The sequence below is a fragment of the Rhizobium sp. WSM1328 genome (assembly GCF_057653715.1).
This window is the reverse complement of the sequence record NZ_JBYGKO010000002.1, coordinates 365,730-379,953: the sequence shown is the minus strand read 5'-3', so window position 1 is coordinate 379,953 and position 14,224 is coordinate 365,730. Positions and strand designations below refer to the sequence as shown.

Genomic DNA, 14,224 nt, shown 5'->3' with positions numbered 1-14,224 from the left:
GCCTTCGCAATGCAGAAGCTCGTCGAGTCCTTCGTCGCGACCGCCAACGCGTTCGACGTCGATGGCGCACTATCCCTGTTCGCAGCCGACGCCGTCATCGACGATGTCTCGGTTGGCGACGCCTTTGTCGGCACTGACGGTGTCCGCCAATATCTTGAGAGGTTTTTCGTCAGCTACAGCACCAAGAGCAGCCTGCTGTCTGTCGTGGAGGTTGATAGCTTTCATTCGGATGTGCGGCTCGATTTCACCGGCGATTTCGGGCACGAGATCGGCATCCTGAAGATTGCGATTAACCCCGACGGCTTGATCGAGCGCATCGACGCCGATCTCGAGTAACCGGCTCAACCGCAGTTCTTACGACCACAACCATTGGCGCCCAGCGCGCCGATGCCGGGGAAGGTGTGCGCCTCGCAGGCCTCCGGCACGACAAGGAGTACGTTCATGACCACATCGCCATCGTTTACACAGGGAGCCGCGGACCGGCTCTCCGTCGTCGAGGCTCTCTATCGCTTCGCCGCGGGCATCGATCTTCGGGACAGCGCGCTTCTGTCCTCTGCGCTTGCGGAAGAAGCAGTCTCAGACTTCCGGCCGGCTGCCGCCAAGGCCGGGTTTGAATACCCCGTCATCGAAGGCCGGGATGTCATCGTCACGGCCCTGATGACATCACTCTCCTCCCTGGACACGACCCATTCCGTCAGCAACCCGAGGGTGACCATCATGGGTGACACTGCGAGGATGGACGTTCTCGTGGAAGCCCAGCATGTGCCCCGCAGCGACCCCTCGCGGCACTATCTGATGAAGAACCGCTACAATGTCGAACTCAAGAGGAGCGGCGACCTCTGGGTCATTACCCGCAACACGGTCGACAACGTCTGGAGGTCAGGTGACATCGGAGTTCTTTCCGGCATCTAGCCTCTACTATGTGTGCTGAAGGAGGACGGCGGCGAGATTTGTCTCGACTGCCGTCATCCAGCGCCATGTCTGCTTCTGGCGCGCATCGCAATCCTACGCCAGCTTGGGATTCCAAGTCAGCATGATTTGCGATCCAGAACAGACAAATTCCAACTTTGCCCAATGTGCTCCAAGCCTAAGGCCAGTCGGCGTAGCCTGAAGACAGCATGCTGTTTCCCGAGCCGGCCGAAGCGCGGGCGATTTCGCGGTAGCTGGCGGGTGAAAGGCCGGTCTTGCGTTTGAAGAAATGGCTGAAATAGGTCGGGTCGCGAAAGCCGAGGCTGTCGGAGATTTCCTGGATATTGCGGGCTGATCGCTCCAATCTGAGCTTTGCCTCCTGCACCACGCGCTCGTGCAGCAGCTGGATCGGTGAGCGGCCGAGCGCCCTATGGCAGGTGGAATGCAGCCGGTCGGCCGTGACGCCCAGCTCCGCGGCATAGTTGCTGATCGGCCGGTGCTGGCGGAAACCGGCCTCGACCAGTTGCCGATATCGCTGCAGGATCGATCCCACTTCGCCCTGCCCGCGCTGCTCGCTTCTTTCGCCATCGGAGCCGCGCCACAACGCCATCAGGATAAGCCTGATATAGGCGGATGCGACCATCCAGGAGGAGCGGGAGGGATCGCCCAATTCCCGCACGAAGCCGGAGATCAGCGGACTGATTTCGGTAACCGTCAAGGGATCCAGTGCCTCGACCAGCTTGCTCTGTTCGGTGAAGATGCGCAGCGAATAGGATTCCACCTTGTCGCCGATCGCATCGACCATGATCTGCGGCGAAGCGCCGACCAGATGAGCCGCGGTTCCGGCTGATATCGACAGGTCGCATCGCGCCTGTGGCGGCAGGAAGGCGAGCAGCGGTCCGTGCAGCGGCCGATGTTCGCCATTGTCGAAGTGAAGTTCCCCGCTCCCCTCGCCGAGCAGAAGGAAATGATGGAAATCGGCATACAGCCCTTTTTGAAAACGGATGCGCCGGTGCGACAGCGACGGAGCGTGCCACTCGCCCCTGGCATAGTGATGAATCCCTCCGTCCGTCGCCAACGCTTCTCCTCCACTCCCAAGTCAAACAATGCTGATATCACCGGATAATTACAATATTAACCCAATAAATCGCATTCCATCCGTGCCAGATCGGCGTAACCTTTTCTCCATCAGCCTTTGGGAGGAGGCACTTCAACAGATGCAGGAACGGTCAGGCGGCCCTCGTGGCGCCGCGTCCGCTCGTTTTCTCCCATGGCAACAATGCGAGCGTCATCACGTGGAACCAACGCGTGGGGAATGGTGGAACGGTGTTTTCGGCAAAGCTGATGATCAACAACGAGGCGATGGATGCTTCCGAAGGGGCCACCTTCGAACGCAGCGATCCGTTGACCGGCGATGTCGCAACGATCGCCTCGGCAGGATCCGTTGCTGACATGACGAGGGCAGCCAATGCGGCGGCAGCGGCCTTTCCGAACTGGTCGCAGACCGGCCCGGGCGAACGACGCAGGCTCCTGAATGCCGCCGCCGACATCCTGGAGGCCCGCACCCCCGAACTCGTTGCCGCCATGACCGGTGAAACCGGCGCCACCGCGCAATGGGCGGCGATCAATTGCGGGCTCGGCGCGGATATTCTTCGCGAGGCTGCGGCGATGACCACGCAAATATCCGGCGAGATCATTCCCTCCGCCATTCCGGGAAGCCTTGCCATGGCGGTCCGCCAGCCGGCAGGCGTCTGCGTCGGCATTGCCCCCTGGAATGCGCCAATTATCCTAGGCACCCGCGCCGTCGCCATGCCGCTTGCCTGCGGCAACACCGTCGTCCTCAAGGCGTCAGAACTTTGCCCGAAGACCCATGGCCTGATCGGCGACATCCTGTGTGACGCCGGCTTTCCGCGCGGCGTCGTCAATGTCGTTTCCAATGCGCCGAGCGATGCCGCCGCCGTCGTCGATGCGCTGATTGCCCATCCGGCCGTGCGCCGCATCAACTTCACTGGCTCCACCCGCGTCGGCAGGATCATTGCCGAGTCCGCGGCAAGGCATCTCAAGCGCTGCCTGCTCGAACTCGGCGGCAAGGCGCCGTTCATCGTCCTTGCCGATGCCGATATCGATGAGGCGGTGCGTGCGGCCGCCTTCGGCGCCTTCATGAACCAGGGCCAGATCTGCATGTCCACCGAGCGGATCATCCTGATGGACGAGATCGCCGACGGCTTCGTCGGCAAATTCCGCGCCAAAGCCGCAACCCTCGTCGCCGGCAATCCCAAGGACGGCAACACGCCGCTCGGCACGCTGATCAACGCTGAGGCCGTCCGGCGTGTCCGGTCGCTCGTCGATGATGCCCTGCAAAAGGGCGCTGTCCTCGTCTGCGGCGGCCAGGTCAACGGCACGCTGATGGACGCGACCGTCATCGATCACGTGACGCCTGCCATGCGCATCTACCGCGAGGAGAGCTTCGGGCCGGTCGCGGCGATCGTCCGGGTCGGCAGCGTCGACGAGGCCGTCACGGTTGCCAACGACAACGAATACGGGCTGTCGGCCGCCGTTTTCAGCGCCGACGTCAATGCAGCGCTTGCCGTTGCCATGCGGCTCGAATCCGGCATCTGCCACATCAACGAGGCGACAGTTTCCGACGAGCCGCAAATGCCCTTCGGCGGCGTCAAATCAAGCGGCTACGGCCGCTTCGGCGGCAAGGCGGCGATCGATGAATTCACCGAGCTCAGATGGATCACCATGGCCTCGGCAAAACGTCACTACCCGATCTGAATCGATCGGCCGTCATGAACACTGGGAACGGGCTGGGAGGCCCGATCAAGAGGGAGGAATGATTTCATGAACGACATTTTCCGCAGCGGAAAAATCAACGCGGCATCGCTGAGCCGCCGCTCTTTCATCGCATCGACCGTGGCGGGTGGTGCGGCGCTGGCGCTTTCCGGCCGCACGGCCTTCGCTCAAAGCGGCGATACGCTGAAGGTCGGCTTCATCAGCCCGCGCACCGGCCCTCTCGGCGGCTTCGGCGAGACGGACGGTTATGTGCTGGAGCTGGCGCGCAAGGCGCTGGCGAACGGCCTGCAGGCAGGCGGCAAGACCTGGAAGGTTGAGATCCTCGACCAGGACACCCAGTCCGATCCCTCGCGCGCCGGCCAGCTGGCGAAGGACCTGATCAACAACCAGGCGATCGACCTGATGCTCGCCGTCTCGACGCCCGAAACCATCAATCCGGTGGCCGACGCCTGCGAAGCAGCCGGCATTCCCTGCCTCTCGACGGTCATGCCCTGGGAAGCCTGGTATTTCGGCCGTGGCGCCAAGCCGGGCGCACCCTCGCCGTTCAAGTGGACTTACCATTTCGGATTCGGCGTCGAAGAGTTCCACAAGGCCTATGTTTCGCAGTGGAACCTGATCGAGACCAACAAGAAGGTCGGCGTGATGTATCCCAACGACGCCGACGGCAATGCGATCCGCACCCATCTGGCGCCGGCGCTTTCCAAGGCTGGCTTCACCATCGTCGATCCCGGAGCCTATGAAACCGGAACCACCGACTTTACCGCGCAGATCGCTCTCTTCAGGCAGGAGGGCGTGGAGATCTTCAATTCGTTCCCGATACCGCCTGACTTCGCCGCCTTCTGGCGTCAGGCCGCACAGCAGGGCCTCACCCAGCAGATCAAGATCTGCCAGATCGCCAAGACGGGCCTGTTTCCCTCCGACATCGAGGCGCTCGGCGACCTCGGCCTGAACATCGGCAGCGCCGCCTATTGGCACAAGGCCTTCCCCTACAAATCCACGCTGACCGGCGTTTCCGGCACCGAACTTGCCGACGGCTATGAAACGGCAAGCGGCAAGCAGTGGACGCAGCAGCTCGGCGCCAGCCTTGCGCTTCTCGACGCCGGCTTCGATGCGCTGAAGGCCAGCACCGACGTCAAGAGCAAGGAGGCCGTCGCCAAGGCGATCAGCACGCTGAAGACCACCACCATCGCCGGCAAGGTCGACTTCACCAGCGGCCCCGTCGCCAACGTCTCTCCCGGACCGATCATCGGCACGCAATGGGTGAAAGCGCCGGAGGGCTCGAAATTCGCGCTCGACTACGTCGTCACCGAAAACGCCACCGACCCGAACGTCCCGGTCGGCGCCAAGCTCACCGCCTATAACGGGTAACGCACAGTGCTGCAGCGGGAAGCTCAAAAACGGCCGGGGGGAGCCTTTCTCTCGGCCAAGGGGATCCACAAGCGGTTCGGCGCGCTGGTGGTGCTGGAGAATCTGGATTTTTCCATGGGCGATGGCGAGGCGATCGGCATTGTCGGGCCGAACGGCGCTGGCAAGACGACCCTGCTCAGCGTGCTCGCCGGCGCCTTCCCGCCGAATGAGGGAAGCATCACCTTCGACGGCGTCGACGTCACGCGCCGGACGGCGGCGGAGCGCTGCCGGTCCGGGCTCGTCCGGACCCATCAGATTCCCAAGCCTTTCGGCGGCATGACCACCTTCGAAAATGTCTTCGTCGCCGCATCGCACGGCAATGCCGCAAGTCGCGACGACGCCTATGAGCGCGTGGTGGATTCGCTTTCGCTCTGCGGCATGCTTGGCGTTGCCAACCGCCCCGCCGACACGCTCGGCCTGCTCGATCGCAAACGGCTGGAGCTTGCCCGTGCGCTTGCCACGCAGCCGAGGCTGATGCTGCTCGACGAGATCGGCGGCGGCCTTACCGATGGCGAGGCGAGCGAACTGGTGGAAACCATCCTCGAACTGCGCCGCCGCGGCATCGGCATCGTCTGGATCGAACATATCGTTCATATCCTCCTGCAGGTTGCCGAACGGCTGATCTGCATGGACGCCGGCAGGATCATCGCCGATGGCGAACCGAAAACGGTCATGAGCGATGCGGAGGTCGTCAAGGCCTATCTCGGAGGGACACCTGCATGAGCCTTCTCTCCATCCGCGACCTCGACGTCCGCCACGGCCTGCTTCAGGCGGTGCGCGGCGTCAGCTTCGATCTTGCCAGGGGCGAGGTGCTGGCGCTGGTCGGCGCAAATGGCGCCGGCAAGACAACGCTGCTCAGATCGATCGCCGGCGCCCATCTGCCATCCTCCGGCCGCGTCCTCCTCAACGACGAAGATCTGGCCGCCGTCCCGTCCCACAAGCGGATCGCCAAGGGCATTGCCCTGGTGCCGGAAGGCCGGCGCCTGTTTTCACAGATGACGGTGGAGGAAAACCTGCTTCTCGGAAAGAGCTCCGGCCGCAAGGGCGAGTGGAACATCGATCGTGTCCTCGACGCCTTTCCGAACCTGAAGCCCCGCCGTCACGCCAAAACAGGACATCTTTCGGGCGGAGAACAGCAGGCGACCGCCATCGGCCGGGCGCTGATGAGCAATCCCGATATTCTTCTCCTGGACGAGGTCTCGCTCGGGCTTTCGCCTCTGGTCGTCGATCGCGTCTACGCTCAGCTGCAAGCGCTGCTCACCTCGGGAACGACCATCGTGCTCGTCGAGCAGGATCTCGCCCGCGCCATGAGCGTCGCAAGCCGCGTCATCTGCATGCTGGAAGGACGCATCGTCCTCGACCGGCCGGTTGCCGCCGTCACGCGTGAACACGTCACCCAGGCCTATTTCGGATTGCACCGGGCAGCCGGCGAAAGGAGCGCATCGTGATCAACACCCTGCTCCAGGGCATTCTGCTGGGCGGCTACTACGCCGTCATCGCCTGCGGCCTGTCCTTCATGTTCTCGGTCATGCGGATCATCAATCTCGCGCATGGAAGCCTGGCGGTCGCAGCCGCTTATGGGCTGTGGCTGCTGGCCGCCAAAGCCGGCATTCCGCCCTTCGCCGGCCTGCTGATCGTGCTGCCGGTCATGGCCGCCGTCGGCTGGCTGTTGCAGCGCTTCATTCTGGAACGCAGCGCCCGCGGCGGCACGCTCCTGCCGATCCTGACGACCTTCGGCCTGTCGATCGTCATCGACAACCTGCTGTTCGAGCAGTTCGGCGCCGATACCCGATCGCTCGCGCCGTTCATCGGCAACCTGTCCTATGCATCCTGGCAACTGCCGGGCCACATCTTCGTCGGCAAGCTTGCCGTTCTGATGATGGTGACGGCTGTCCTCATTCTCGGCGGGCTGCAGTTCTTCCTGAGCCGCTTTGCGCTTGGTCGCGCGATCCGCGCCACGGCGGAAGATCCCGATACGGCGGGGCTGGTCGGCATCGATGCCCGCAGGGTCAACGCCGTTGCCACCGCGATCACCATGGTCACGGTCGGGATCGCCGGTGCTTTTCTCGGGATGCGGGCAACCTTCAGCGCCTATTCCGGCGGCCCGCAGCTTCTCTTCGCCTTCGAGGCGGCCGTCATCGGCGGAGCGGGATCGTTATGGGGCACACTTGCCGGCGGCATTGTTCTCGGTCTTGCCCAATCGCTCGGCGCCCAATTGCATCCGCAAGGCTTCCTGATCGGCGGCCATGCCGTGTTCCTGCTGGTGCTTTTCGTCAGGCTATCCCGGTTCGGCATGCCGGTTCTCGACAAATTCGGCGCCTCTCTCAAACTGCGCATCCGTCTCCGGAGCCCGACATGAGCCCCAACGCGACCCTTGCCTCCACCGGAATATCGATTGAGCGCTGGACGAAGTCGTCGCGGGTGGCGCTCGGCTGCATGGCCGCGGTGCTCGCCCTGCTGATGTTTGCCCCCGCTGTACTCGGCGCCGGCGCGATCGACCGGATGACGGCCCTGTTCATCTACGTGATCCTTGCCGCCATGTGGAATGCGCTTGCCGGTTTCGGCGGGCTGGTCTCGGTCGGCCAGCAGGTGTTCTTCGGCCTCGGCGCCTATTTCACCATCCGCCTGGCGGATGCGGGGCTCAATCCCTTCGTCTCGCTCTTTGCCGCCGCGGTCGTGACCGGCGCGCTGTCGATACCGCTTTCGCTGTTCATGCTGCGCCTGAAGGGCGGCGAGTTCGCAATCGGCATGTGGGTGATAGCGGAACTCGCCCACCTGCTCGTCAACCTCGACCGGCTAATCCAGGGGGAAACCGGCACCTCGCTGATCTCGCTCAACGTCTATGATGGCGCGACGCGGCGGGCAACGATCTACTGGCTCGCCTTGACCGCCATGGCGGCCCTGCTCGGCGCGCTCTTCATGCTGATGCGCAGCCGCGCCGGTGCGGCCATGCAGGCGATCCGCGACAATGAGGAGGCGGCAACCTCGGTCGGCGTGCGCGTGACCGCAACCAAGAGGCTGCTCTTCGTGCTCGCCGCCTTCGGCATCGCCGTCGCTGGAGGCCTGTGGCTGGCGACCGCCACCACCTTCCAGCCGAAGACATATTTCAGTGTCCAATGGACGGCCTACATGATCTTCATGGTGCTGGTCGGCGGGATCGGCAAGTTCGAAGGCGCGATCCTCGGTGCCATCCTGTTCTTCGTGATCGAGACCGTCTTCGGTTCAGCCGGCGTCTGGTACCTGATCGGACTCGGCGCCACCGCCTTGATATTCTCGCTCTACCTGCCGCGCGGCCTTTGGGGCGAAATCGAGCGCCGCTTCGATTTTCAACTTCTGCCGGTCGGCTATCGGCTGAAATTGCCGGGTCCGCATAAAATTAAATGGGAAGAATGAGCCGGGTTATGTCCGGATTCTCTTGCGAAAGGTGACGTTCATGCTTTTTGGTAAAACGATCCTGGTGACCGGCGTGGCTTCCGGCATCGGCGCCCGCACGGCGGAGCTGGCCGGCCAGATGGGCGCCGAGGTCATCGGCGTCGATGTGCGCGAGCCTGCCAGCGGAAGTGCCGCTTTCATCAAGGGTGATCTGTCGACTGCATCAGGCGTAGCCGAGATCGTCGCGCAGCTCCCAGTGCGCCTCGACGCACTCGCCAATGTCGCCGGCCTTTCCGGCAACACAGGTGTCGTCTCGACGCTCGCCGTCAATTTCTATGGCCTTCGCGCCCTGTCGGAAGCCGTGGCGCCCCGCCTGCGCGAAGGTGGGGCCATCGTCAACGTCGCCTCGATCGCCGGCTACGGCTGGCGCGCCAACCTCGAGCGGGCAAAGTCGCTGACATCAATCGAAGGCTTTCCCGAAGTGGCGATGCTCGTCGCCGAACACGGCCTCAAGGATGAGGAAGCCTACCCGCTCTCCAAGGAGCTGCTGCTGCTTTGGACCATGCGGGCGGCCCATCAGCCGCTGTTCAAGAACCGCGGCATCCGGGTGAATGCGGTCAGCCCCGGGCCGGTGGAAACGCCGATCCTCAAGCAGTTCCGCGCCGTGCTCGGCGACGCCAGGGTTGATAGTGACATCACCCGCGTCGGCCGCGCCGGCACCTCCGCCGATATCGCCCCCGCCGTGCTCTTCCTCTGCTCGGATGGCGCACGCTGGATCAACGGCGCCAACATTGCCGTCGACGGCGGCCTCGAAGCTTCCATCAACGCCGAAGTCCTCGGCTTCTAGTTCTTGTCCCTGGAGACCTCCGATGAATATTTCCCTCCTCATAAACGGCGCCGACCGCGCGGCCTCCGGCGGCCGGACCTTTGATCGCATCGATCCCTTCACCGAGAAGCTCGCAAGCCGCGCCGCCGCGGCAAGCCTGGATGATGCGGCCGCTGCCGTCGAAGCCGCCGCCGCTGCCTTCGGCGCCTGGTCGAAGACCGGCCCCGGCCAGCGCCGCGCGATCCTGATGAAGGCTGCCGATATCATGGATTCCAAAGTCGGCGAGTTTACCCGGCTGATGATCGAGGAGACCGGCTCAACCGCCCCCTGGGCCGGCTTCAATGTCATGCTCGCCGCCAACATCCTGCGCGAGGCCGGCGCCATGACGACGCAGATATCAGGCGAAATCATCCCTTCCGACAAGCCGGGCACGCTCGCCATGGGCGTTCGCCAGGCCGCCGGCGTCTGCCTGGCGATCGCTCCCTGGAACGCGCCGATCATTCTCGCCACCCGCGCCATCGCCATGCCGATCGCCTGCGGCAATACCGTCGTGCTCAAGGCATCCGAACAATGCCCAGGCACCCACCGGCTGATTGCCACCGTGCTGACCGAAGCCGGCCTGCCGGCCGGCGTCATCAACGTCCTCACCAACGCGCCGGAGGACGCGCCCGAGATCGTCACCGCGCTGATTGCCCATCCAGCCGTCAAGCGCGTGAACTTCACCGGATCGACCAAGGTCGGCAAGATCATCGCCGAGACCTGCGGCAGGTATCTCAAACCCGCCCTTCTTGAACTCGGGGGCAAGGCGCCGCTTGTTATCCTCGACGACGCCGATATCGACGGTGCCGTCAATGCCGCCATTTTCGGCGCCTTCATGCATCAGGGCCAGATCTGCATGTCGACGGAGCGGATCATCGTCGACGAGACGATCGCCGATCAGTTCGTCGCCAAACTGGCCGCCCGCGCCAGCCAGCTGCCGGCCGGCGACCCACGTGGCCACGTCGTTCTCGGCTCGCTGATCAGCCTCGATGCGGCCAATAAAATGGAAGAGCTGATCGCCGATGCGACAGCCAAGGGGGCAAAGCTCGTGGCCGGCGGCAAGCGCTCGGGGACCGTGGTCGAGGCGACGCTGCTCGATCATGTCACGCCTGAGATGCGCGTCTATGCGGAAGAATCCTTCGGCCCGGTCAAGCCGATCATTCGCGTTACCAGTGAGGAAGAAGCCATCCGCATCGCCAACGACACCGAATACGGCCTGTCATCCGCCGTCTTCAGCCGCAATGTCCAGCGGGCAATGGCGGTTGCGGCGCGGATCGAATCCGGCATCTGCCACATCAATGGCCCGACGGTAAACGACGAGGCGCAAATGCCCTTCGGCGGCGTCAAGGGCAGCGGCTACGGCCGCTTCGGCGGCAAGGCGGCAATCGCTGAATTCACCGACCTGCGCTGGATCACGGTCGAGGATTCCGCCCAGCACTATCCTTTCTGACGTCGACAGCGGCGAAGGGCAGATCGCGCCAATGCAAGCGATAGAGCGTCCTGTCGGACACGCGGCGCTCTATCGCAGTTGTCCCGGTCATTGCGGCCATCACCGGCCTGGACCACCATCCTCTTACTCATCGCGCTTCAGATCTTTGGGAACGATATATTTCGATCCGTCGTAACGCAGCCGGTGTTTGCCAATCGTCGTTTTATCTTCGCTCTGGCAATCACCATCCTTTCCGACAGTGGCAACGGAAGTGGTCGTTTTTTCGGCTACGACTATATCGGCAAACACGCCTTTTGCTGGTGAACCCATTGAAAGCGTGCGCGTGGTTTCATCAAACTCACCGGCACAGGCGGTATCCCATTCTCCGTGGTTCTCGCTGACGACAATATTGTCGAGAACCCGCTTCAGCCCATCAGCGTCAACTGAGAAGAGCCATAAGGTCGTTTCGCCGAATGGATTGGCGCGCGAACTACCTTCCAGCGTAACACGCAATCCAAAAGCCGTTTTCCCAGGAGCGAGTTGATAACGTGCGGTATCGAAGGCGACGCTTTCTACATGAATGGCATCGTCGGACATAAGTCCCTGAAGACGCAGGCGCTGCTTTACATGAAGATTGGTGCTGTCGACCACGAGCAGTTCGATGTCCCCCTCGTTTTCCGAATCCGACTGCTCTGTCATCAAGGGGACAGCAACAAGGGTCAGTTGCGGTTGAGCTGGCCAGATCCGGCAATTCACCCGACGCGGATCGCCGTCGACATTGTCGTCTGTCGGCAATGTGATGGTTGCGCCCCCAAACAGAAAAGCGTCGTCGGCGTTTTTGGCACCCGGATAGGCAAGACGGATGATGTCTGAGGCGCGGCCGGCGCATTGGTTCTGGCCCGCCGATGCCGCTGGAGCGCTGACAGCAACGCCGAGTCCGATCAGAACGATCAGTTCGAAGAATGAAGCGCGGGCGTTCGAAAGCTGCGTCAATGCAAATCCCTCCGCAAAGCCACAGGCATATTCGAAACGTGACATTTGGCAATATTGGGAGAATCGAAAAATATCAGCGGCCAAGGACCGAAGAGCATCAGTTGGCCGCGACAATGCTACAGCAATCGGAGGCGTTCATCTGTGGCCGACCGACAACCTATATTCCTAAGTTGAGTGCGATGGCTGCCTGTGCACGCACCCGATCGAGCTGCGGGCTCGAGCCTGGAACCAAAACCCCGTCACGCGTATTCGTCTAGGTTGGCTTTCGAACTTATGTCGGGTGAACAAATGTCCTTGCACCTCAAACGAATCTACGAGCCGAAAGACGACAAGGACGGCACGCGCATCCTGATCGACCGGCTATGGCCGCGTGGGTTGAGCAAGAAGGATGCAGCAGTCGATATCTGGCTGAAGGATATCGCACCAAGCCCGGCGCTGCGCCGATGGTTCGGCCATGATCCGGCCAAATGGACCGAGTTCCAGCGCCGGTATCAAAACGAGCTGGAGAAAAATCCATCCTCCGTCGAGGAGTTGAAACGCCAGATTCGACAAGAGGACGTGACGCTTCTCTACGCTGCAAAAGACATGGCCCACAATCATGCCATCGTGCTTCAGCGCTTCCTCGGCAAAGACTGACGCGTCGGTGACAAGCTGTTTCTCTGGGTCCCGAAATTTCCGGGAACCTTTTCGCTCGATCTGCATCCAACGTTCGCTTCCCAAGGCGCATCACCGTTGCTGCCGGAAGACATTCGGCCACGACACAAGGGAGACAGATCATGTTGAAACGAATTCTCGGCGCCACCCTGATGGCGGCCTCACTCGGCACCGCTTCGATCGCCGCCGATGCCAAGCCGACCGATCCTCAGATCGCCCACATCGCCTATACGGCGGGGCAGATCGATGTCACCGCGGCAGAGCAGGCTTTGAAGAAGAGCAAGAATGCCGACGTCATAGCATTCGCCAAAACCATGGAGCGCGACCACAAGGCCGTCAATGATAAGGCGCTCGCCCTCGTCAAGAAGCTGAAGGTGACGCCCGAAGACAACGCAGTCAGCCAGTCCCTGTCGACACAGGCGACCAAGGAACTGACGACGCTGGAGGCGCTCGACGGCGCGGCGTTTGACAAGGCCTATGTCGAAAACGAAGTCGCCTATCACAAGTCGGTCAACGACGCGCTTGCCAACACCTTGATCCCGTCGGCTGAGAATAAAGAGCTCAAGTCGCTGCTGGAAACGGGCCTGACGCTATTCAAGGAGCACCAGATGCATGCCGAGCATCTGGCTTCCATGACCAAATAGGCTTGAGGAATGGGCTCGCTGATGAAATCGCTACGGCTCCCGCTGCTGTCTGCACTGCTTTGGGCGGGCAACGGGGTTGCCTCGGCGGCCGACTATCAGATCACCATCACCGGCATGAAATTCGGCTCGCCGCCTGCCGAGCTGCGTGTCGGCGATGTGATCGTCTGGCGAAACGATGATATATTCCGGCACACGGCAACCGCTCGCGACAAGAGCTTCGATATCGACCTGCCGCCGAAATCGGAAGCCCGCATGACGGTCGCCCAAGCGGGAGCGGTCGATTTCTATTGTCGCTTTCATCCCGCCATGACGGGCAAGCTGGACGTCCGGCCATAGGCCGGGCTCCAATCGAAAGACAGGCGAGCGGGGCGGAGGACTCCCTATGACAGCCATTCCGGTTACGGCCGAGCGACACCGGCAGCAGATGTCGATACTGTCCGACACCGATCTCGTGCTCTTGGCAAAAGCGGGCGACGAGCCCGCCATCCGCGCCATCGTTCAACGTCACAATCAGCGCCTGTTCCGGACGGCGCGCGCCGTCATCCGCAATGATGCGGAGGCGGAAGACGTCGTCCAGGCCGCCTACATCAAGGCATTCACCAGCCTGGCGACATTCCGGGGCGAGGCGCAACTTTCGACATGGCTGACCCGCATTACCCTCAACGAGGCGCTCAGCCGTGTGCGGGCCCGAAGGAACACCACCGGACTCGAGGAAATCGACATGCAGACGACGGCGCCGGGTGGCGAAGTGTTACAGTTTCCGTCCTCCCTGTCCGCAACTGATCCGGAAACCGAGCTGTCCAGGAGCCAGGCGCGGCATCTCCTTGAAAACGCGGTCGACGAACTCCCAGACGATTTTCGTGCCGTGTTCGTGCTGCGGGATATCGAGGGCATGAGCACGGAGGAGGCTGCCTCCTATCTTGGCATAAGACCGGAAACGGCCAAGACCCGGCTGCATCGGGCGCGCAAGATGATGCGCCAGTCGATCGAAAAACAGCTCTCCGGCGCATTCTCGGCCCTTTTCCCGTTCGACGGCGTCCGTTGCGCTTTCATGGCCGACCGCGTCATCGCCGCCCTTGGCAACGAGATGTCATGATGTCTCGCACTATTGACGGGAGAAATCCTCCGGCCTTGAGTGTCTCGAGCTCGGTCAGG

16 protein-coding genes are annotated in these 14,224 nt (G+C 62.4%); 14 read left to right on the top strand and 2 right to left on the bottom strand.

Features of this window, described 5'->3' with window-relative positions; translation table 11 throughout:
• The first annotated feature begins 9 nt into the window (after positions 1 to 9).
• Both AC2444_RS25330 and AC2444_RS25325 read left to right on the top strand, forming a co-directional pair.
• Positions 10 to 336 (top strand): nuclear transport factor 2 family protein, encoded by a 327-nt coding sequence (locus tag AC2444_RS25330; protein ID WP_128449279.1) that lies wholly within the window; start codon positions 10 to 12, stop codon positions 334 to 336.
• Positions 337 to 441: 105 nt separating this feature from the next.
• Positions 442 to 912 carry a nuclear transport factor 2 family protein gene (locus AC2444_RS25325; RefSeq protein WP_128449281.1) on the top strand — a complete coding sequence of 157 codons (471 nt, stop codon included), beginning with the start codon at positions 442 to 444 and terminating at the stop codon, positions 910 to 912.
• A 175-nt stretch (positions 913 to 1,087) separates the two neighbouring features.
• On the opposite strand, the gene AC2444_RS25320 is transcribed toward AC2444_RS25325, so the two are convergent.
• Positions 1,088 to 1,987, bottom strand: coding sequence for a helix-turn-helix transcriptional regulator (locus AC2444_RS25320; protein WP_128449284.1), 900 nt, complete (start codon positions 1,985 to 1,987; stop codon positions 1,088 to 1,090).
• Positions 1,988 to 2,253: 266 nt separating this feature from the next.
• Between AC2444_RS25320 and AC2444_RS25315 the strand changes: the two genes are divergently transcribed.
• From AC2444_RS25315 to AC2444_RS25280, 8 genes are all read left to right on the top strand, one after another.
• A complete protein-coding gene (locus AC2444_RS25315; RefSeq protein ID WP_206615922.1) occupies positions 2,254 to 3,687 on the top strand; it encodes an aldehyde dehydrogenase in 1,434 nt (477 codons plus the stop codon).
• Between the two features lie 66 nt (positions 3,688 to 3,753).
• Positions 3,754 to 5,073 carry an ABC transporter substrate-binding protein gene (locus AC2444_RS25310; RefSeq protein WP_128449287.1) on the top strand — a complete coding sequence of 440 codons (1,320 nt, stop codon included), beginning with the start codon at positions 3,754 to 3,756 and terminating at the stop codon, positions 5,071 to 5,073.
• Between the two features lie 9 nt (positions 5,074 to 5,082).
• Complete coding sequence (locus AC2444_RS25305; protein ID WP_128449378.1) at positions 5,083 to 5,835, top strand: ABC transporter ATP-binding protein; 753 nt, start codon at positions 5,083 to 5,085, stop codon at positions 5,833 to 5,835.
• A complete protein-coding gene (locus tag AC2444_RS25300) occupies positions 5,832 to 6,560 on the top strand; it encodes an ABC transporter ATP-binding protein (protein ID WP_128449289.1) in 729 nt (242 codons plus the stop codon). The genes AC2444_RS25305 and AC2444_RS25300 overlap by 4 nt, the downstream gene beginning before the upstream one ends.
• On the top strand, positions 6,557 to 7,471 hold the full coding sequence (locus AC2444_RS25295; protein ID WP_128449291.1) for a branched-chain amino acid ABC transporter permease: 915 nt from the start codon (positions 6,557 to 6,559) through the stop codon (positions 7,469 to 7,471). The genes AC2444_RS25300 and AC2444_RS25295 overlap by 4 nt, the downstream gene beginning before the upstream one ends.
• A complete protein-coding gene (locus AC2444_RS25290) occupies positions 7,468 to 8,505 on the top strand; it encodes a branched-chain amino acid ABC transporter permease (protein WP_128449292.1) in 1,038 nt (345 codons plus the stop codon). Before AC2444_RS25295 ends, AC2444_RS25290 begins: the two co-directional genes overlap by 4 nt.
• 40 nt (positions 8,506 to 8,545) lie before the next feature.
• Positions 8,546 to 9,331: a coniferyl-alcohol dehydrogenase gene (locus AC2444_RS25285; RefSeq protein WP_012755249.1), complete on the top strand. Its 786-nt coding sequence runs from the start codon at positions 8,546 to 8,548 to the stop codon at positions 9,329 to 9,331.
• A 22-nt stretch (positions 9,332 to 9,353) separates the two neighbouring features.
• A complete protein-coding gene (locus tag AC2444_RS25280; RefSeq protein WP_128449293.1) occupies positions 9,354 to 10,799 on the top strand; it encodes an aldehyde dehydrogenase in 1,446 nt (481 codons plus the stop codon).
• Positions 10,800 to 10,922: 123 nt separating this feature from the next.
• Here AC2444_RS25280 and AC2444_RS25275 read toward each other — a convergent pair whose 3' ends face one another.
• Complete coding sequence (locus AC2444_RS25275; RefSeq protein WP_128449294.1) at positions 10,923 to 11,771, bottom strand: PA3715 family protein; 849 nt, start codon at positions 11,769 to 11,771, stop codon at positions 10,923 to 10,925.
• Between the two features lie 288 nt (positions 11,772 to 12,059).
• On the opposite strand from AC2444_RS25275, the gene AC2444_RS25270 reads away from it, so the two are divergent.
• From AC2444_RS25270 to AC2444_RS25255, 4 genes are all read left to right on the top strand, one after another.
• Entirely contained in the window at positions 12,060 to 12,407 is a 348-nt protein-coding gene (locus AC2444_RS25270) for a DUF488 domain-containing protein (protein WP_128449295.1), read from the top strand.
• A 140-nt stretch (positions 12,408 to 12,547) separates the two neighbouring features.
• Positions 12,548 to 13,069 (top strand): DUF4142 domain-containing protein, encoded by a 522-nt coding sequence (locus AC2444_RS25265; RefSeq protein WP_003562257.1) that lies wholly within the window; start codon positions 12,548 to 12,550, stop codon positions 13,067 to 13,069.
• Between the two features lie 9 nt (positions 13,070 to 13,078).
• Positions 13,079 to 13,405, top strand: a complete 327-nt coding sequence (locus AC2444_RS25260) for a cupredoxin domain-containing protein (RefSeq protein ID WP_003562258.1) — start codon at positions 13,079 to 13,081, stop codon at positions 13,403 to 13,405.
• Between the two features lie 46 nt (positions 13,406 to 13,451).
• Complete coding sequence (locus AC2444_RS25255) at positions 13,452 to 14,165, top strand: RNA polymerase sigma factor (RefSeq protein WP_128449296.1); 714 nt, start codon at positions 13,452 to 13,454, stop codon at positions 14,163 to 14,165.
• Positions 14,166 to 14,224 lie beyond the last annotated feature (59 nt).

Coding starts and splice junctions, on each gene's coding strand:
- AC2444_RS25330 (WP_128449279.1), top strand. CDS start 10: ATGCAGAAGCTCGTCGAGTCCTTCGTCGCGACCGCCAACGCGTTCGAC.
- AC2444_RS25325 (WP_128449281.1), top strand. CDS start 442: ATGACCACATCGCCATCGTTTACACAGGGAGCCGCGGACCGGCTCTCC.
- AC2444_RS25315 (WP_206615922.1), top strand. CDS start 2,254: ATGATCAACAACGAGGCGATGGATGCTTCCGAAGGGGCCACCTTCGAA.
- AC2444_RS25310 (WP_128449287.1), top strand. CDS start 3,754: ATGAACGACATTTTCCGCAGCGGAAAAATCAACGCGGCATCGCTGAGC.
- AC2444_RS25300 (WP_128449289.1), top strand. CDS start 5,832: ATGAGCCTTCTCTCCATCCGCGACCTCGACGTCCGCCACGGCCTGCTT.
- AC2444_RS25290 (WP_128449292.1), top strand. CDS start 7,468: ATGAGCCCCAACGCGACCCTTGCCTCCACCGGAATATCGATTGAGCGC.
- AC2444_RS25285 (WP_012755249.1), top strand. CDS start 8,546: ATGCTTTTTGGTAAAACGATCCTGGTGACCGGCGTGGCTTCCGGCATC.
- AC2444_RS25280 (WP_128449293.1), top strand. CDS start 9,354: ATGAATATTTCCCTCCTCATAAACGGCGCCGACCGCGCGGCCTCCGGC.
- AC2444_RS25270 (WP_128449295.1), top strand. CDS start 12,060: ATGTCCTTGCACCTCAAACGAATCTACGAGCCGAAAGACGACAAGGAC.
- AC2444_RS25265 (WP_003562257.1), top strand. CDS start 12,548: ATGTTGAAACGAATTCTCGGCGCCACCCTGATGGCGGCCTCACTCGGC.
- AC2444_RS25260 (WP_003562258.1), top strand. CDS start 13,079: ATGGGCTCGCTGATGAAATCGCTACGGCTCCCGCTGCTGTCTGCACTG.
- AC2444_RS25255 (WP_128449296.1), top strand. CDS start 13,452: ATGACAGCCATTCCGGTTACGGCCGAGCGACACCGGCAGCAGATGTCG.